This window comes from Paeniglutamicibacter sp. ORCA_105, from assembly GCF_045798545.1.
Lineage (GTDB): Bacteria > Actinomycetota > Actinomycetes > Actinomycetales > Micrococcaceae > Paeniglutamicibacter > Paeniglutamicibacter sulfureus.
Genome location: NZ_JBIXLM010000034.1, coordinates 19,100 through 36,886, shown reverse-complemented (window position 1 = coordinate 36,886; position 17,787 = coordinate 19,100). Strand labels below are relative to the sequence as shown.

Sequence of the window (17,787 nt, the reverse complement as noted above, 5' to 3'; positions counted from 1 at the left end):
TTACTTCTTGGTTGCGTGTAAGGACGCAGTGATCGAAGGTCTCAGATTATGGGTGGTCGGCCTGCCAGCAGCATCCGTAGATGGGTCGACCATTTGAGTTTGGGCCGGGGTGTTGAATACCAAGGGATCTCCCGCCACCCGGCAAGCCAACCGCTGAAATATTGCCGCACCGCATCGGGATTCTTGCGCAGGCGGGTTGCTTCCACCAATGCCCAACTGGACACGTACATCCAGCTAAAAGGCCAGCGCAGGTTCCGTTTGGCCAGCCATACCCGGTTTCGTGCATTCAGCCGGTAAAACTCGTCATGTCGTCGTTGATCGACAACCGGGTGGCCGATCCTCATGTCACCGGCGTACCAGACGTGATGCCCGGTGTCCCAAACACGCCAGGCGAGTTCAATTCCCTCGTGTGCGTACCAGAAACCGCCGGCCCAGCCACCGGTCTCGTCAAAGATGTGCCGGGGCATCAGCAGGCAGGTTTCGCCCACGTGAAAGACGCGGCTTGATTCGACGGCCGTGCGTTTGTTGAGGCGCGGGATCCACCGGGTGGGGTCGTCATCGCGTGTCGGGTCGGTGATCCGCGGCTGGAGAAGACCCATCCGGGGGTGGCTCTCGAACCTGGATATCGCCTCTTCGAGGAAGTCTGTGTCCAGGAACCAGGAATCATCGTCCAGGAAGCAGAGGTATTCCCCCTTGACCAACGGGACACCGGCATTGCGTCCGGCCGGGATACCGAGGTTGTGTTCAAGAAAATGGCCACGCACGCTGGCCGGAAGCCCGACAGGATCCCAACCGTTGCCCACCACGACCACGTCGAGTTCGACTTCTCGTTGGGCCAAGAGACTCGTCAAGGCACGGTTCAATTCCTCAGGTCGGTTGCCCATGGTCAGGACGACGACTCCGACCGTGGGGAGGTTCCCCTCTGGAATGCTCAAGGGATCACCGCAACCGGGATGAAGCCATTGTGGAAACAAAGTGCCCGATGTTCACCAGGACAACTGCCGGCAGCAGGATCCAAAGCATCCATTTCTCGGCGATGCCGGGGACGCCAACGGCGGCAGAGACTATCGACAGGACCAGGATGACGAGGCTAAGTTCCACTGCATGAAGCATCTTGTGAAAGGGCAGGAAGCGGGCTGCGGATCGCAGCTTCCCGACAAAGCTGGTCTGCGAAACCGCACGGGCCTCGGCCGTATCCGGGAGCTTTCCCAGTCCGGCCATCCCACGGGCGGCATGCACCATGAGGCTCTGGGAACGGTTCAATACAAGGAGAACCGACAGCACTGCGGAGATGAAAAGTGTCGGCCATGCCTGGGCGGCATCGGCCCCCTGGGTCTGAAGCTCAAGGAACACGCGATAGCCCAAGGCGATGGGAATCAAGGCCTCGGTGGTGTGGTGTCCCACCATGTCAATGAAGATCCCGCGTGGCGACTGGGTGCCGCGCCAGCGTGCCACTTCCCCGTCGCTGCAATCGAAGTAGAGCTGGACCTGTGAGAGGACGACCGCCAATAGCGGGCCCCACACACCAGGGATCAGCAGGGCTGCCGACATGAGCCAGCCGGCAAGGATCATGAGTCCGGTGACACCGTTGGCGCTGATGCGCGTGCGCACCAGCACCGCGGTCAGGTAGATCGAGATGTGCCGCAGGTAAAGTTCCGCGGTCCAGTGCTCGGCGTTTCGCCGTGCCCGGACTTCCGGGGGCTGGCACACCGCACGCAGCTGTTCGAGAGTCGGGTTGCTCGGTCGAATGGTTTCATTCATGAACGTACCCGCCCCCTGTCCAGGGTTCCCTGGGCACCGCGTACACGGCCCTTGACAAAGCCAACGGCCCACGGGAAGTGGATGGATGGAAAAACACCGAACATCAAAAGCTTCTCCTTGAAGGTCGTGGTGCGCTTGCCGGTCAATGTCGCAAAGACGACCAGTCCGGCATACCCCACCGGAGCGAGCTTCAACAGGTTCAGTGCGATCCGCACGGCCCCTGGTGCCTCGGAAGTCAGCCAGGGGTCGATCACCCAGGCAATCGCGCCCAGGCTGGACCCGACCAGCATCAGCGGCGGCAGATCGTGGCGCATCGACTTGCCATCGGGATATCGCCGAGACAATTCGCCGCGCCAGACTCCCGAAGCATAGGACTGTGCAGAGAGGGCCTTGTAGGTGTCCCGGGGGTAGTACGCGGTTTCGAGTTCCGGGTCGAACCACACCTTGTATCCGGCCTGGCGAATTCGCAGGCAGAGTTCCCAGTCCTGGGCGCGGTGCAGCGACTCGTCGTAGTAGCCGACCTCGTCAAATACCTGGCGGCGAAAAATGCCCAAGTAGGCAGACTCGGCGGGGCCTTCCGGCGCACCGCTGTGGTAGGCGGCACCACCTAGGCCCCAAGGGGAATGGTAGGCGGCGGCAATGGCACGCTGGAGGGGGTTCTTCCCGCGGGCATCCATGAGTCCGCCGACATCGTGTGCATCGACCCGGAACATGGTCTCCACGCCGCGGGCCGTGTAGGTGGGTGCCAATTCGCTGTGGGCATCCACGCGCACCACGATCGGATATTGCGAGGCCCTAATGGCAAGGTTCAGCCCGATCGGCGTGCGTCCCTGGGGATTGTGGACCAGCTTGACCCTGTCGTCCTCGATGGCAAGCTCGGCCGCAACTTCGTCGGTGGCGTCGGTGCTCGGCCCAAGGGCCAGGACAATTTCCTTGTCCCCGGCGTAGTCCTGGCCAAGGACACTGGCCACTGCGTCACGGAGATATCCGGCCTCGTTGAGCACGGGCATGACATAGGAAACACCCAGGGTCTGCGCAGCAGTCACTTCTTTTTGGCCTTGTACGCGTCGACAACCGTCTTCGCGTCCCCGTCCATCATCAGGACGCCCTTCTCAATCCAGATCACCCGGTTACAGGTTTCCAGGATCGATCCCATCGAGTGGGAGACGTGAAAGATGGTGCCGGCGTTTTCGCGGATCTCGCGGATTTTTGCCTCACTGCGCTTGCGGAACCGCGCATCGCCGACGGCCAAGGCTTCGTCGACAATGAGGATGTCATGTTGTTTCGAAGCGGCGATGGCAAACTTAAGGCGCGCAGCCATGCCGGAGCTGTAGGTACGCATGGGAAGGTCGATGAACTCCTCCAGTTCAGCGAACTTCGTGATGTCTTCGCGCATGGCGTTGATTTCCTGGCGGTTGTATCCAAGTGCCAGGCCGCCGAGCATGATGTTCTTTTCACCCGAAAGGTCCGGAATCAGCGCGGCTCCGACACCCAGCATATTCGGGCGAGACGAGGCGAAGACGGAACCCGCCGCAGGGCTGGTGAGGCCCGTGATCGTGCGCATAAGCGTCGACTTACCCGAACCATTCGAACCGATCACGCCAATCGACTCGTTCTCATAGGCGACGAACGAGACGCCCTTGACTGCGTGGACTTCCCGAATGCCGCGCGTCGAGGTCTGCAGCAGCCGCTTGGCCCCAGCTGCACCAACCGACTTGCCACTGGAATACACCTGGTACTTGACGTGGAGATCATCGACTATCACCACAGGCGTCCGCGTCTCATCCACCTCAACCGACGTGTTTGCCGATCTGCTGTCAGGTTCAATATCGAAGACCGGCTTAGGCTGAAACTTGCCGTGATTTCGCGGATTGATCAGATCATCAAAATTAGTCAACTCGACCATAACGCTCCTCCGCAGCCCAGAAATAGACGGTGCCGCCAATCAGGGCAGCAAGAGCCCAGACAGATAAAACAACCCAGTAGAACGAAGGGTATTCCACGCCGTTCATGATCGAACCGCGGGCAATCTGCAACGCCTGGTAGATCGGGTGGAAGTCGAACATGAGGACCAGTACGGGAAAGGCGTTCAGAATACGGTCAACACCAAACAAGACTCCGGAGGTGTAAAACAGGATTCTGGTGATCAACGGCAGAATCTGAGTAAAGTCCCGAATGTGAACCGTCAATCTGGCGCACACCAAGGCCATGCCCGTATTGAACATCGTGAACAGCACCAGCAACGGAAGCACCATGAGCCAGCTCCACTTTGGCGTGGTGCCAAGGATCATGCAGTAAACGAACATGACTCCGAGCATGGGCACCAACGTGAGGAACTGCTGCACCACGGCAGCGATGGGGAGGGTGATGCGCGGGAATGCCAAGGATTGAACCAAAGCGGCGCTTCCGGTGATGGATTTAGCGCCGGAGTTCACCGACCCCGTGAAGAACTCGAAAAGGAACACACCGATGACGACGAATGCCGGGAAGTCCTGAGGCTTGTTTCCACCCTGCAGGATTCCGAAGATGAACCCGTACATCAGGGCATTCATGGTCGGCTTGATAACAACCCACAGCATGCCCAGGCGGTTTCGTTGGTTGGTCGCTTGCAGCCGGCTTCTGGCCAGTTCAAACGCAAAATCGCGCCTGGCCCACGCCTGTTTCAGATAGCTCACCAGGTCCGGACGAGCACCGACCCTGTGCAGGCCGTACTGCGCCGCATATTCGGCAGCTGTCATAATTCTCGTTACCTCGTTGATCACGGTTTACTCGCCTGCTGTCGCTGACGAACCTTATGAAGTCTAGTAGATACGCATCCCCATGAGCGGTTTGCATCCGTCGACAGGGCGATGTGTGATCTATGTATCAGTTGTTACTGGTCCAAATTTGCACTGTCCAGGTAGGTCTTAAGATTGTCCGTGCGAAGTGCTTGGCCGATATCGAGGATGGCCTGTTCGTCCCGCAGAACGATGGATTGCCCGTCCGGCGAGGTGCCAAGCCCTGCGGTCGGCAACGTGAACATCTCTATGTTCGATGGGCGGAGGTCCTTCAGCTGCAACCCAATCCCAGCGGCGGTGGCTGCATCCAGTCCATCGTCAAGGGCGAGGTAAGGCGAGACCTTATCAATAACCTCAAAGATCGTTGCCGGGTTGGTCAAAGTGTCCTTGGACAGCATCTCGTTCATAACAGCCTTGATGAACTTCTGCTGGTTGCGTACTCGCTGATAGTCCCCGTCGACAAACGGCTTGCGTTCACGAACGAACCGCAACGCCCGATCTCCTTCGAGTTCGATGTTGCCGACGGGAAACTCATACTTCTTGTTATCGGTCGACGTGAACTCGATGTCGTTCTTTACCGTGACACCGCCAAGTGCCGTCGTCAGCTCCTTGAATCCGTCGAAGTCGACCATGGCCACGTGGTCGATCTTGGTATCGAACATCCCTTCAACGGTTTGGACGACCAACGGCACACCGCCAAGCGACATGGCGGCATTGACCTTCTGCGTGCCATGGCCGGGAATATCCGTGTAGAGGTCTCGCATGATCGACATCACGTAGACGCCTTTCCGGTCCTCCGGGATGTGCATCATCATCATCGAGTCGGAACGCTGGTCGGTTCCGCCGGCCTGAAGCAGGTTGGTCGTCTCTGTGTCGTCCGCCCCATGATCGACGCCTAGCAACAGGAAATTCAAGGATCCATCATCGGGGTTCTTGACCGGACGGACCTGTTCCTCAGGAAAGGCTTGGCCAATTTCCCGGGTCTTCGTATTGAACGTCTGGGCAAGATTGGCAACGTATGTACTGGCGACAATCGCCGCCACAAGGACCAGCGCTATCGTGCCCAGCAGCACGAGGAGGCCCTTTCGCTTCCTGGGCCGAGCTAGGCGACGAGGTATGTATTCGCCTGGGAATTTCTTTACTTTAGTCAATCAACGTCTCCATAAGACCAGAACGAGAAGTCTCGGACGACTCGAGGCAATGTTACGGTCGACAACTTTCGCACAAACTAAAGCAAGGCTAATCAGTCACCCTGTGAAGACGCTGAATCAGCCTTGCCATCCAAAAATCCTAGCGCGTTGAAACGAAGTCCTTAAGCCACGGCAGGAGGTCCGGACCGAGGTCCGCGCGTTCGCAAGCCAAAGATATAACGGCTTGGATGTAACTCAGCTTGTCACCGGTGTCGTAGCGCCGCCCACGGAAAACAACGGCGTGGACGCCGCTGCCCGGGCCATCGGCCGCAGCCAACGTTTCCAGGGCATCGGTCAACTGGATTTCATCCCCTCGACCGGGCTTGGTTTCTTCCAGCACTTCAAAGACCCTTGGGTGCAGGACATAACGGCCGATAACTGCCAAATTCGAAGGTGCATCTTCGACGGCAGGTTTTTCCACGAGCCCGTTGACCTTGACGTAGTTTTCACCGTCAACGGTAGAGACATCGGCGCAGCCATATGCACTGATCTGCTCCGGTTCAACTTCCATCAAAGCAATGACCGAGCCACCGGTCTTTTCCTGGACGTCGATCATGATCGAAAGCAATTCATCCCGCTCATCGATCAGGTCGTCACCGAGCAAAACGGCGAATGCCTCGTTGCCCACGTGCTGCTTCGCGCAAAGGACGGCGTGTCCAAGGCCCTTGGGATCGCGCTGGCGAATGTAGTGGATTTCGCCGAGATCTGTAGCTTCCTGGACCCGACGCAGTTTTTCGCTGTCACCCTTGGCTTCGAGGGTGGCTTCCATGGACGGCACGCGGTCAAAGTGGTCTTCCAAGGCACGCTTGCTGCGGCCCGTGATCATCAAGACATCCGTAAGCCCTGCCTTCGATGCCTCGGCCACTACGTATTGGATGGCGGGCTGGTCGACAACCGGAAGCATTTCCTTGGGCATCGCCTTTGTCGCTGGCAGGAATCGGGTTCCCAGACCAGCGGCAGGGATAACGGCTTTAATTACGCGCCTACTTTGAGTCATGGCTTGACTTTACGTCATGGAATGCACAAATCCCGAACCCGATTACGGCTCTTGCGAGGCGTTTCTTAATCTTTTGAGTACGGTTCGAGGCAGGTAGTCGGCCACGTCCCCCCCGAGGGACTGGACTTCCTTTAGCAGGGAAGAAGAGAGGTGCGTATAGCGGTTATCGGCCGCGAGGAACACGGTTTCAACCCCTGTGAGATGGCGGTTCATCACAGCCATCGGGGTTTCGTACTGGTAGTCGACCGTGGAACGCAGGCCCTTGACGATGGCGTCTGCGCCATGCAGTTTGCAGAAATCGGCCAGCAGGCCGACGCCCATGGGTTCGACGCTGACGCCTCGCAGTCCCCCAATCGTTTCCCTCACCATTTCCAGTCGTTCATCCGGCTCAAATCGATATTTTTTGGCGTAGTTCGTTGACACGGCCACAATGACTTCGTCAAAGAGGTTGCTGGCACGGGCAATGATCTCGACATGACCATTATGGATGGGGTCAAAGGACCCGGGGCAGACGGCTCGACGCATACTCTGCAATCTATCAAGTCAGCTTCAGGTCGACCTCTTCGTTCGCCTTGATGACTCATCGTGTCTTTTTCGTTGCGTTGGCCATCGAATCACCGACTCACGGGATAATGGACCATGTCTTCAATTGATTTTCCATGGCAGCGCATGGCTGCCGGTGCCAATTTACTGTCCGCCAATGGTGATCTCGGCGTCACCATCTTCGAGGAAATCACCACACTTGCCGTGAAGCACCGGGCGATCAACCTTGGGCAGGGTTTCCCGGACACCGACGGCCCGAAATTCTTCAAGGACGTGGCCGCCCAGGGAATCTCCGGGGATCTCAATCAGTATGCGCCTGGCGCGGGAATCCTTCCGTTGCGCAGGGCCATTGCGGATCACCAGAAGCGTTTCTATGGCCTGGACGTAAATCCGGAGAATGAAGTGGTTGTGACCACCGGTGCCACCGAGGCCATCGCCGCGGCCATCCTCGCGTTCATCGGAACCGGGGACGAAGTCATTACCTTCGAACCGTTCTATGATTCCTACGGGGCAAACATCGCGTTGGCCGGCGGCATCCACCGAACCGTGGCCTTGAATGCGCCGGATTTCCAGCCGGATGTCAACGAGCTACGTGCAGCGTTCAATGAGCGCACGCGCATGGTCGTGCTCAACAACCCGCACAACCCCACGGGCAGCATCTTCGGCAAGGAAGTCCTGGCGGAAATCGTTTCGCTGGCGGCCAAGCACGATTGCATCATTGTCTCCGACGAGGTCTATGAACACCTCACATTCGGCGTCGCCCACACGCCAATTGCCACGCTGCCCGGCGCATGGGAGCGAACCCTGACCATATCCTCGGCAGGCAAGACCTTTTCGTTTACGGGCTGGAAGGTCGGATGGGCCACTGGACCGGCCCATCTCGTGTCTGCCGTCCGCACGGTCAAGCAGTTCCTGAGTTACTCCTCGGGAACTGCTTTTCAGCCGGCCGTCGCGGAGGCCTTGCGGTCCGAGAACGCATTCTATGCCGAGTTTGCCAGTGATCTCGGCAAACGCAGCGACGTCCTGGCCAAGGGGCTTGAGGCGGCCGGAATGACGGTCTACCGGCCGCAAGGCACCTACTTCATCGTCGCCGACGTGGCCCCCCTTGGTTTCGACAATGCCCTGGATCTGGCCCGTCGGATGCCTGAAGCAATCGGAGTCGCCGGCATTCCGTTATCTGTCTTCTGCCATGCCGAGGGGGCCGAACGCACCAGAAGCCTGATGCGTTTTGCCTTCTGCAAGAGACCGGAGTTGCTAAGCGAGGCAGCCAACCGTTTGTCCCGTTTGTCTGCATCGGTGGGTGGCTGATCGTGGTCAAACGTGCCAGCCGGTGGCTGAGCAATCTTGGAGCCCACGCCACGCTCGAGGAAGACGCCTTTGTACCCGGTGCCTGGGTCTTGCAGCTGGGAGGCGCCGAGCAATCACATGTGAATGTGGATCATCCGGAAGAGATCTTCTACGAGTACCTGCGACGTCTTGCAAACCATGTCGACGAACACGGTGAACCTGGAAAACCGCTACACGTCCTGCACCTCGGAGCCGGGGCTTTGACCCTGGCACGATATATCCAGCGCAAGAGACCCGGAAGCGTTCAGGTCGCCGTGGACTTGGAGCGCGAACTGCTCGATTTTGTCTTCGACGCCCTGCCCATGGAAAATCCAAGGAATCTCCGGACGATCATTGGGGATGCCAGACAGGTGCTGACGCATGAATTGGCGGGAGAGAAATTCGACATCATCGTCTTGGATATCTTCAGTGGCGCCGGAGCGCCCGAGCACCTGACGGTCCCGGCATTCTACGCGGAAATGAACTCCCTATTGCGTCCCGAGGGTCTGGTCCTTGTCAACGTCGGTGACGATCCTCCATTTACCTTCGCGGACAGCCAAATCAAGGCGATGTCCGAAATTTTTGCCACAGTCATGGCCAGCGCCCCCACCGAGATCTTCTCCAGAAAGTTTCCGGGAAACATGGTCGTGGCCGGGACCCAGTCGCGGCTCGACCTCGCCATGGTGGATCGGTTGCGGGCCTCCGGGCCACACCCGGGAACCGTGCTATTCGGCTCCGACCTTGACGGGTTCGGCAAACCATAGACGGGTCTCGCCGTATTTCTTTTCGGCAAATCTTTCCAGCCCCACGGGCCACGTGGGCTCGGCCGAACGCGAGGATCGTTCCACCACAATGGTCGCGCCATCCTCGAGGACCAAGGCGACCTTCTCCAAGGTCTTGGCCAGTTCCTCTTCCGTGAGTGGATAGGGCGGGTCCATGAACACGACGTCCCAGGTTTTCCCGCCGCTTTCACCTTGGACGGGAGCAAATGAATCCAGGACGGAGTCCACTGAGCCACGGCGAACACTGACCACGTCGTTGCGCAGCGCCTTGTTGACGATGCCTGCATTGGCTTGGCATACCGACACGGCCTTGGGTGCCAGTTCCACCAACAGCACCGACCGCGCGCCGCGACTGGCGGCTTCGAGGCCTAAGGATCCCGCGCCGGCATACAGGTCCAGGACCCGGGCGCTGCCGAGCACGTCATAGCTTTCGAGCCTCGAAAACAAGGCTTCCTTGACTCTGTCGGTGGTGGGTCGGGTGGAGTCCCCGGGAACGCTCTTCAGCGGAAGTCCTCCGGCGGCGCCAGCAACGATTCGACTCATTGGGATCTATCCCCTTTCCAGGAATGCTTGCATATCTTCGTCTACCCATTCCTCAACCGCGGCCTGCAGGCCGGGATAAGTCTGCAGTCCGTGGTCACCGTCAATAATTGACTCGGCCGCTTCCCTGGCCCGGGCAATGAGTTTGGCATCTTTCATCACGCGCAAGACCTTGAGCGTGGACCTGGAACCAGATTGGCTTGCCCCCAGGATGTCGCCTTCCCGGCGTTCATTGAGATCCGATTCTGCCAGCAAGAATCCGTCGGTGGTTGATTCCACGGCTTTCAGCCGCATCACCGACGGGTGCTCCGCGTCGAGCCACGTGGTCATGAGGCATGTGCCGGGCAGCCCACCACGACCGATACGACCACGCAACTGGTGTAACTGGGATATCCCAAAGTTCTCGGCATCAATAATGACCATCAGCGTGGCGTTGTGTACGTCGACACCGACTTCGATCACTGTGGTGGAAACAAGGATGGAAGCCCTTCCCGAGTCAAAGGCCATCATGGCCTCCGCCTTTTCCTCACTGCGCATGCCGCCATGCAAGGCCCTGATCTCCGTGCTGGCGAAGATTTCCATGGATCCAAGCAATTCCAGCATCTTTTCAACTGTCATCGTGGCCGGTTTCGCTGCGCCGTCACTGGCAGTCGCATCGGGTGTGGGCTCGATGGGCATAGGCAGGAAGTCGTCTTCTACCGCCTTTTCGCTAATGCGGGGGCACACCACGTATACCTGGTGTCCCTTGGCAGTTTCCTCGGCCATGCGGGCAAAGAGTCGCTGCTGCATCGCGGGCAACTGAAGCGGCACAATGTGCGTGGCAATGGGGGCACGCCCTGGAGGCAAAGTCCTCATGAGGCTTACCTCCAGGTCTCCAAAGACGGTCATTGCCACGGTGCGTGGGATCGGTGTCGCGGTCATGACAAGCATGTGCGGGGGCATATCGGCCTTTGACCGCAGGGCATCTCGCTGTTCAACACCGAAACGGTGTTGCTCGTCCACGACCACCAGACCGAGGTCCACGAAACGGACCATGTCCGACAACAGGGAATGTGTTCCCACCAGAATGCCGGTTTCCCCCGAGGCGGCGCCAAGGAGGACTCGTTTGCGCTCGGCGGTCCCTGCTGAACCAGTCAGCAGATCCACGCGGGTGGCGCGCGGGTCTGAGCCAAGCTCTCCCCCGGTCCCGAGCGAGCCGAGGTGTTTCTTGATGGACTGGTAATGCTGTTGGGCGAGGACCTCGGTGGGGGCAAGGAGCGCCGTCTGCCCTCCTGAGTCAATGACCTGGAGCATGGCGCGCAAGGCCACCAAGGTCTTGCCCGAACCAACCTCGCCTTGCAGCAGCCGGTTCATGGGATGTCCGCGGACCAGGTCATCGGCAATTTCCCTGCCGGCGATCAACTGGCCTTCTGTGAGCGTGAACGGAAGGGTCTTATCGAAAGCCGCCAACAGTCCATCGGCATTGCCTGACCGGGCAGTGGCCGGCTGTTTCATGCGGTGGGCACGTCGCTGGGCAAGGGCGAGCTGAAGCAGGAAAGCTTCCTCAAAGGCAAAGCGCTTTCTTGCCGCGTATCCTTGGGCAACGGTTTGGGGCCGATGGATATGTTCATAGGACACAACCCGGCCGGGGATGCGATGGGATTCCAAGACTGGATCGGGAATGAACTCCGGGAATCCGGTGGTCCCGATTCCTGCCAGGACAAGCTCCATGACTTCCCGGATCTTCTTGTTGGGAAATTTTGCGGTGGCCGGGTAGATGGGAATGGGCCGCGGGTCCGCTTCCTCGGCCGCATCGAGCAACGAATACTCCGGGTGGGTGAGCTCCAGGTGGTTGCGGTAGATGGTGACCTTGCCGCTGAACATTGCCGTAGAGCCCACCTGCAGGTCCCGCTTGGCTTCATAGCCGTTGAAGAAGGTCATGCGAAGCGTTGACTGCTCTGGACCGAGCGCGTCGCTGACAAGCACCTCCAGCAGAAAACCGGAGCGCGAATGCATGCGCCGCTGATTCACCGATTTAACCTCGGCAACGATCGTCACGTCCTCCCCCACAGGTAGCTCCGAAATCTTGGAGAGCTCCCCGATTTCCATGTACCGGCGCGGGAAGTGCGAGAGCATTTCGCCCACAGTCGAATATCCAAACGCCGTTTCCACCTTGCGTGCCGAAGCCGCGCCAAGGACGCTGTCGAGTGGCGTTTCGTTGGTAAATTCTGCGCTAGCCGTCATGGGTGCATAGATCGGTCACTGAGATGTTGACCGGGGACCCGATGCCTCGAATGACGCTCATGGCACTTTCGGCCTCGGGGACATGTACGTGTACTCGCCAGCGGTATCCGTCCTCGGTCGGGTTGACCGGGCTCATGATGACGGAGTCGCCGATGGTGTCCAGCTGTCCCCGCAAGGTTGCAGCTCCCAAGGCATCGAGGCTGATGGTGCACATAACCTCGACACCCGAGTCATGCACGACGTCGTGGTGGATATGCGGATCCTGGATGCCATACCCATGAAGTTGGGAGTATTCGTCAGGGTCAATGACCTGTCCCAGAAGTGCACCACGGAGTTCGTCCAGGATGATCAACATGCCCACGGCGCCGGCATCGACGATTTTGGCTTCGTGTAATTGTCCGAGTTCGTTCTCCGTGGCGATCACGGCTTTCTCCGCGGCAATGCACAAGGCATCCAGAAGCTCAACGAGTGCTGCCTTGCTCTCCGGCTCAAGTTCGCTGGCGCGGTGCGTTGCGCGGGCGGTGTTGGCAACGACCTCCATGACGGAGAGCATTGTCCCGGAGACCGGGTCGCTGAGAGCCGACCATGCCCTGACCTTGCCACGCTCCAAAGCGGTGGCTAGAACTGGGGCCGTCATCCGCTCCACGCCGCACAGTGGTTCGGCCAAGCCCGCCATGAACACGGCAAGCAAGGTGCCCGAGTTGCCACGTGCCGATTCCATTGCAGCGCGCGACGCCATCGTCAGAAGCTCGCCGATGTTTTCCGTTTCAAGCTTGGAAATCGCGTCGTGCGCGCTGCGTGCGGTGAGGTAGAGGTTGCTGCCGGTGTCCCCGTCAGCAACAGGGAAGATATTGATCGCGTTGAGGCGGTCGCTATGGTTTCCCAGGCTCTTGACCATCCGCTCAAGCCACGTGGACATGGCCTTGGAATTGGCGTGGATTTTTTGGTTCATGGTGTGAGTGATCACTCGATCCTTAGAGACCGTTATCCTCTATAAATTGTCCCACGTTGTCTTGCTTCAGGGCCTCGGCGAATTCGGAAACCACGGCCATGTCGGGAATGACAATCGACTGGCCGTCCGCTGAGCGGCCGGTGCCGTTGTTGGGAAGCGTGAAGAAGGTCATGTCGCTGGAACGGACGTTGGCCATGGAGCTGCCCAGCGTTGCGACCTTCATCGCGTCGAGGGTTTCGTCCACTGCGACGTATGGCGCGAACTCCTGGACGGTATCCGATATCTTTCCCGGATCCGTCAGGGTTTCCTTGGACATCATGGTGCTCATGATGGCCTTGACGAAAAGCTGTTGATTCCGGACCCGCTGGTAGTCACCGTCAGTGAACGCATAGCGCTCGCGAACGAAGGCCAGGGCTTCTTCGCCGTCCAGTGTCTGCACCCCCTTGGGGAATGCGTAACCGTTCGCGAGGTTCTGCTTGAATGCGATGGGGTTGTTGATCTCCACCCCTCCGAGTGCGTTGGTCAGGCCCTTGAAGCCTTCAAAGTCAATGGACGCAACGTGGTCGATGCGCGTGTCCAGCAAACCCTCAAGCGTCTGGACGGTCAGCGGAACTCCACCCAACGCAAATGCAGCATTGATTTTCGCCTTGCCGTGGCCGGGAATATCCAGCCAGGTATCCCTCATGATGGAGGTGACGTAGACGCCTTCGCGATTCGCCGGAATGTGCACCAACATCATGGTGTCCGAACGGCCGCCGTCCGGCAGCTCGGCAAATTCTTCGCCGCCTTGGTTCGTGGCGCGTGTGTCACTGCCAAGAAGCAGGATGTTCGTGGCGTCCTTGGCGGTTTCGGCCTTCTCCGGCCGCAACGTCTCTTCAGGGAACGCATCCGTCAACTTCGTGGTCCCGCTGTCGAAGCTGCGCGCCAGCGACAACAGGTACCCTCCGGCCACGAGCAACGCGATCAACACCAGCGATACTGCACCCAGCAATATCATTAGTCCGGTGCGTTTCTTCTTTTTCGGCTCTTCGTAGCCGGTGTCCTCGAAGGACCCGTTCATATGTGTCATTTATGCCTCTCAAGCAAATACTCCTTTACATCCTAGTCATGTCGCGCGACCGGTAGGCTGTTTAAGTGCCCAGATTGATTTTTACCAGCTCAGATTCCCCGAACTCACAGTCCCTTATCAGGAACGCATCCCCTCGAAGGGTGCGCGGCGTGAAATTCGCCACGGCAATCGCCGCGTCCCTGACCGGCCTGTTCGTGCTCTCGGGCTGCTCCCCCATCGCAAATGTCCAGCCGGCGGATGACGCGGGCAATCCCTTGTGTGCTGAGATGATGGTCTTGCTTCCTCCGGAAATCTCGGAGCAGCAGAAGCGCCAGACCAATAGCCAGGCCACGGCCGTCTGGGGAGACCCGGCGCAATTGGTGCTTCGTTGCGGGGTCACGGCCCCTCCTCCGTCCACTGATCCATGCGTCAGCGTGAACGGGGTTGATTGGCTGGCGAAGGAGGGCGAGGAAGCCTGGACACTCACCACCTATGGCCGGACGCCGGCCACGGAATTGGTCTTTGACCCGAATGTGATTCCGTCCAGCACCATCCTGGCCACCCTGTCTTCCGCTGCCTCGAAGATTCCCGCACAGCGCACTTGCACCACGGTCAGCAAGACCGTGGACGTGCCCTAAACAAGTCGTGGAAATGAAGGTGGGGGTCCCTCAGCGAAGCGAAGCTTGCTGAAGGACCCCCACCTGGATGCGCGAGGCGGTTTTTAGCGCAGACCGGTCTTGCGGCTGAGTCCCAGATGGATCAGTTCGTCAATGAGGTCGGCATAGTCAAGTCCGGTCTTGGACCACATGTGCGGGTACATGCTTGAGGGCGTAAACCCGGGCATGGTGTTGATCTCGTTGATGATCCACTTGCCCTCGGGCGTGTAGAAGAAGTCAACGCGTGACAGCCCTTCGGCGTTCACCGCGTCAAAGGCCTCGGCTGCCAGCCGGCGCACTTCATCCGTGGCCGCGGTCTCTAGTTCGGCCGGGCAGCTGAGCTGGGCTGCAGCCCCGTCGACATACTTGGCGTCAAAGTCGTAGAACGTGTGTCCGGCGTCTTCGACCACGATTTCTCCGGGCATGGAAGCCCTGGGTGGCAGCGAACCGCGGCCTTCCAGGACACCGCATTCGATTTCGCGCCCAACGATGCCTTGTTCCACGATCACCTTGGGGTCGTGGATGCGGGCGGCCTCGATGGCCGCCGGAAGTGCGTCCGGGGTGTCCACGCGGGAGATGCCCACCGAGGAGCCGGCACGGGCGGGCTTGACGAAGAGCGGGTATTGCAGACCGTCAACGGATTTCAGGCATGCCGCCTGGTCTCGTTCCCAGTGCTTGTCCGGAATGACAACGTAGGGCCCGACTTCGAATCCGGCGGCTTCGAAGACCACCTTCATGAAGTGCTTGTCCATGCCGATGGCGCTTGCTGCAATGCCCGAACCCACGTACGGCACATCCACCATTTCCAGCATTCCCTGCAATGAGCCGTCCTCGCCGAACGGACCGTGCAGCAACGGGAACACCAGGTCGATGTCACCCAGGCTGCGCACGGCGTGGCTGTCATTGGAGGCAAGAAGCTCATGGCTGCCCGGCTCCCCGGTCAGGCGCAGGATCTCGGACCCGGCGGTCACTTCGGGCTTTTGGCTGTTGGACAGTGACCAGGCGGTAACGTCCTGGTCCACCAGGGTCCATGCTCCGTCACGGGTGATTCCCACGGGAACAACCTCGTACTTTTCGCGGTCAATTGCCTCGAGCACCCCAGCAGCAGTGACACAGCTGACGGGGTGCTCGGAGGAGCGGCCGCCGAAGAGCAGCATGACCCGGGGCTTGTGTGCATTCACTTGACTCATTTGAGCTCACCTTCAGACTTTAATTGACGCCCCAACAGACGTGCTCCCATGTTCTCCACGCTCAGCGTGCCTTCCAGAACCATGACTACTGCCTCGGTAATGGGTACTTCTACATTGTGGCGAGTGGCCAGGTCCAAGACTGCCCTGCCCGACTTGATGCCCTCGGCCGTCTGGGACATGCGGTCATTGACCTCATCCAGGTACAGGCCCTGGCCCAGCAGGCGACCGGCGGTGTTGTTGCGGGAAAGCGAGGAAGAGCACGTGGCCACGAGGTCTCCCAGGCCGGCAAGACCCGAAAGCGTTTCGTAGCTTCCACCCAGTGCCAGCGCAAGACGAGTGGTCTCGGCAAGGCCACGGGTGATGATCGATGACTTCGTGTTGTCCCCCATGCCCAGGCCGTCGCAGATTCCCACGGCCAGGGCAATGACGTTCTTGGCAATGCCGCCGATTTCAACTCCAATGACGTCCGTGTTGGTGTAGGGACGGAAGTAGTCGGTGGAGCACAGGGAAGCGATCCAGGTGGCGGTGTCAATATCCGTGCAAGCCACCACCGACGCAGTGGGCTGCTTGCGGGCTATTTCCATGGCCAGGTTGGGTCCGGACAGCACGGCAATGCGTTCGGCCGGTATTTCGACTTCGGCCGAGATCACTTCACTCATGCGGGCATCGGTGTCCCGCTCCAGGCCCTTCATCAGGGACATCAGGACAGCGTTTGGATCCAGGAATTCCTTGAAGGAATGCAGTTGTTCGCGCAGGCTTTGGGCCGGCACGGCCAGGACAACCAACTCGGCTCCCGCAAGGACCTCGGCGGTTTTCGATGACGAGGTGATATTGGAGGGCAACACCGTTTCGCGCAGGTAGCGCGAGTTGGTGTGGCGAGTGTTGATCTCAACTGCCACCTCGTCGCGGCGTGCCCAGACCATGACCTCTGTCCCGGCCTCGGCGCCCGAGTCGGCCAGGACCTTGGCAAATGTTGTGCCCCAGCTACCGGCACCCATCACTGCAATTTTCCTCGGAGCGGGCCTCATGAATCGTTTTCCTTCGTTTGCTTCGATGGCGAACCGTTCTCGAAATTTCGGCCCTGGGTTGCCTGGCCGTGGTGCGCCGGATCCCACAGGACCTTGGGCGCTTCCTGCCCACGCAGTCGGGCCACGTCCTTGGCCACGGCGCGCATGATGCGTTCGGTGGCCTCCGCGAGAACGGTCCTTGTCAAGGGGACATCACGCAGGTCATCGAGGTCCACAGGGTCTCCGGCTATGACCGTCACGTGGCGGCGCGGGAAGAGCTTGATTCCCTTGGCATAGCGCGGAAACAAGTCCTGGGCCCCCCAATGTGCCATGGGAATGACCGGGGCGCCGGTTTGCAGCGCCAGGCGAGCGGCACCGGTGTGGCCGCGCATCGGCCACAGGTCAGGGTCCCTGGTCAAGGTGCCCTCGGGGTAAATAATGATGACACCGTTGGCGTCCAGTACCTCGCGGGCCGTTTTGAGTGACCGCGATGCCCCGGTGGAGGTGCGTGCAACGGGAACCTGTCCTGTCTGGCGCAGCATGGTGCCCAGCACCGGGACCTTGAACAAGGATTCCTTGGCCAGGTAGCGCGGGTAGCGCTTGCTGCTGTAGATAGCGTGGCCGACAACCAAGGGATCAATTTCCGTCACGTGGTTGGGACACAGGATGAACCCGCCGCTGGGCAGCTTCTCGAAGTCCTGCCACGTTCGTCCGATCATGAGGTTCATGATCGGACGAACGATTCCGGCCGCTATTGCAAACGCGGTTTTTGTACCGCGGGATTCTTTCATGCAG

General features: G+C 59.5%; 18 protein-coding genes. 3 read left to right on the top strand and 15 right to left on the bottom strand.

Annotated features, from left to right (window positions below; genetic code table 11):
* Positions 1–41: 41 nt before the first annotated feature.
* From ACIPUB_RS15450 to coaD, 8 genes are all read right to left on the bottom strand, one after another.
* On the bottom strand, positions 42–884 hold the full coding sequence (locus ACIPUB_RS15450; protein ID WP_407608177.1) for a glycosyltransferase family 2 protein: 843 nt from the start codon (positions 882–884) through the stop codon (positions 42–44).
* Positions 885–939: 55 nt separating this feature from the next.
* On the bottom strand, positions 940–1,761 hold the full coding sequence (locus ACIPUB_RS15445) for a CDP-alcohol phosphatidyltransferase family protein (RefSeq protein WP_407608171.1): 822 nt from the start codon (positions 1,759–1,761) through the stop codon (positions 940–942).
* Positions 1,758–2,807: a glycosyltransferase family 2 protein gene (locus ACIPUB_RS15440; RefSeq protein WP_407608170.1), complete on the bottom strand. Its 1,050-nt coding sequence runs from the start codon at positions 2,805–2,807 to the stop codon at positions 1,758–1,760. Before ACIPUB_RS15440 ends, ACIPUB_RS15445 begins: the two co-directional genes overlap by 4 nt.
* Entirely contained in the window at positions 2,804–3,667 is an 864-nt protein-coding gene (locus ACIPUB_RS15435; protein WP_407608169.1) for an ABC transporter ATP-binding protein, read from the bottom strand. The genes ACIPUB_RS15440 and ACIPUB_RS15435 overlap by 4 nt, the downstream gene beginning before the upstream one ends.
* Positions 3,651–4,523 (bottom strand): ABC transporter permease, encoded by an 873-nt coding sequence (locus ACIPUB_RS15430; protein ID WP_407608168.1) that lies wholly within the window; start codon positions 4,521–4,523, stop codon positions 3,651–3,653. Before ACIPUB_RS15430 ends, ACIPUB_RS15435 begins: the two co-directional genes overlap by 17 nt.
* 110 nt (positions 4,524–4,633) lie before the next feature.
* Positions 4,634–5,611: an LCP family protein gene (locus ACIPUB_RS15425; protein WP_407608167.1), complete on the bottom strand. Its 978-nt coding sequence runs from the start codon at positions 5,609–5,611 to the stop codon at positions 4,634–4,636.
* A gap of 217 nt (positions 5,612–5,828) precedes the next feature.
* Positions 5,829–6,725 carry a UTP--glucose-1-phosphate uridylyltransferase GalU gene (galU, locus tag ACIPUB_RS15420; RefSeq protein WP_302265917.1) on the bottom strand — a complete coding sequence of 299 codons (897 nt, stop codon included), beginning with the start codon at positions 6,723–6,725 and terminating at the stop codon, positions 5,829–5,831.
* Positions 6,726–6,767: 42 nt separating this feature from the next.
* Positions 6,768–7,250: a pantetheine-phosphate adenylyltransferase gene (coaD, locus tag ACIPUB_RS15415; RefSeq protein WP_407608166.1), complete on the bottom strand. Its 483-nt coding sequence runs from the start codon at positions 7,248–7,250 to the stop codon at positions 6,768–6,770.
* 114 nt (positions 7,251–7,364) lie between these two features.
* On the opposite strand from coaD, the gene ACIPUB_RS15410 reads away from it, so the two are divergent.
* Entirely contained in the window at positions 7,365–8,576 is a 1,212-nt protein-coding gene (locus ACIPUB_RS15410) for an aminotransferase class I/II-fold pyridoxal phosphate-dependent enzyme (protein ID WP_407608165.1), read from the top strand.
* Positions 8,577–8,578: 2 nt separating this feature from the next.
* The gene (locus tag ACIPUB_RS15405; RefSeq protein WP_407608164.1) at positions 8,579–9,358 is read left to right on the top strand and encodes a spermidine synthase; all 780 of its coding nucleotides are present in this window, start codon (positions 8,579–8,581) and stop codon (positions 9,356–9,358) included.
* Here ACIPUB_RS15405 and rsmD read toward each other — a convergent pair.
* The 4 genes from rsmD to ACIPUB_RS15385 are packed head-to-tail and all read right to left on the bottom strand — an operon-like array spanning position 9,320 to position 14,160.
* A complete protein-coding gene (gene rsmD / locus ACIPUB_RS15400; RefSeq protein ID WP_407608163.1) occupies positions 9,320–9,919 on the bottom strand; it encodes a 16S rRNA (guanine(966)-N(2))-methyltransferase RsmD in 600 nt (199 codons plus the stop codon). The genes ACIPUB_RS15405 and rsmD overlap by 39 nt on opposite strands.
* A gap of 6 nt (positions 9,920–9,925) precedes the next feature.
* Positions 9,926–12,139, bottom strand: coding sequence for an ATP-dependent DNA helicase RecG (locus tag ACIPUB_RS15395; protein WP_407608162.1), 2,214 nt, complete (start codon positions 12,137–12,139; stop codon positions 9,926–9,928).
* A complete protein-coding gene (locus ACIPUB_RS15390; protein ID WP_407608161.1) occupies positions 12,129–13,091 on the bottom strand; it encodes a DAK2 domain-containing protein in 963 nt (320 codons plus the stop codon). The genes ACIPUB_RS15395 and ACIPUB_RS15390 overlap by 11 nt, the downstream gene beginning before the upstream one ends.
* A gap of 22 nt (positions 13,092–13,113) precedes the next feature.
* Positions 13,114–14,160 (bottom strand): LCP family protein, encoded by a 1,047-nt coding sequence (locus tag ACIPUB_RS15385; protein ID WP_407608160.1) that lies wholly within the window; start codon positions 14,158–14,160, stop codon positions 13,114–13,116.
* Between the two features lie 149 nt (positions 14,161–14,309).
* Between ACIPUB_RS15385 and ACIPUB_RS15380 the strand changes: the two genes are divergently transcribed.
* A complete protein-coding gene (locus tag ACIPUB_RS15380; protein ID WP_407608159.1) occupies positions 14,310–14,777 on the top strand; it encodes a DUF3515 domain-containing protein in 468 nt (155 codons plus the stop codon).
* A gap of 83 nt (positions 14,778–14,860) precedes the next feature.
* Here the strand turns inward: ACIPUB_RS15380 and ACIPUB_RS15375 are convergent, their stop codons facing one another.
* The 3 genes from ACIPUB_RS15375 to ACIPUB_RS15365 are packed head-to-tail and all read right to left on the bottom strand — an operon-like array spanning position 14,861 to position 17,783.
* A complete protein-coding gene (locus ACIPUB_RS15375) occupies positions 14,861–15,985 on the bottom strand; it encodes a D-alanine--D-alanine ligase family protein (protein WP_407608158.1) in 1,125 nt (374 codons plus the stop codon).
* Positions 15,982–17,013: an NAD(P)H-dependent glycerol-3-phosphate dehydrogenase gene (locus ACIPUB_RS15370; RefSeq protein ID WP_407608157.1), complete on the bottom strand. Its 1,032-nt coding sequence runs from the start codon at positions 17,011–17,013 to the stop codon at positions 15,982–15,984. The genes ACIPUB_RS15375 and ACIPUB_RS15370 overlap by 4 nt, the downstream gene beginning before the upstream one ends.
* A complete protein-coding gene (locus ACIPUB_RS15365) occupies positions 17,010–17,783 on the bottom strand; it encodes a lysophospholipid acyltransferase family protein (protein ID WP_407608156.1) in 774 nt (257 codons plus the stop codon). Before ACIPUB_RS15365 ends, ACIPUB_RS15370 begins: the two co-directional genes overlap by 4 nt.
* Positions 17,784–17,787: the final 4 nt, after the last annotated feature.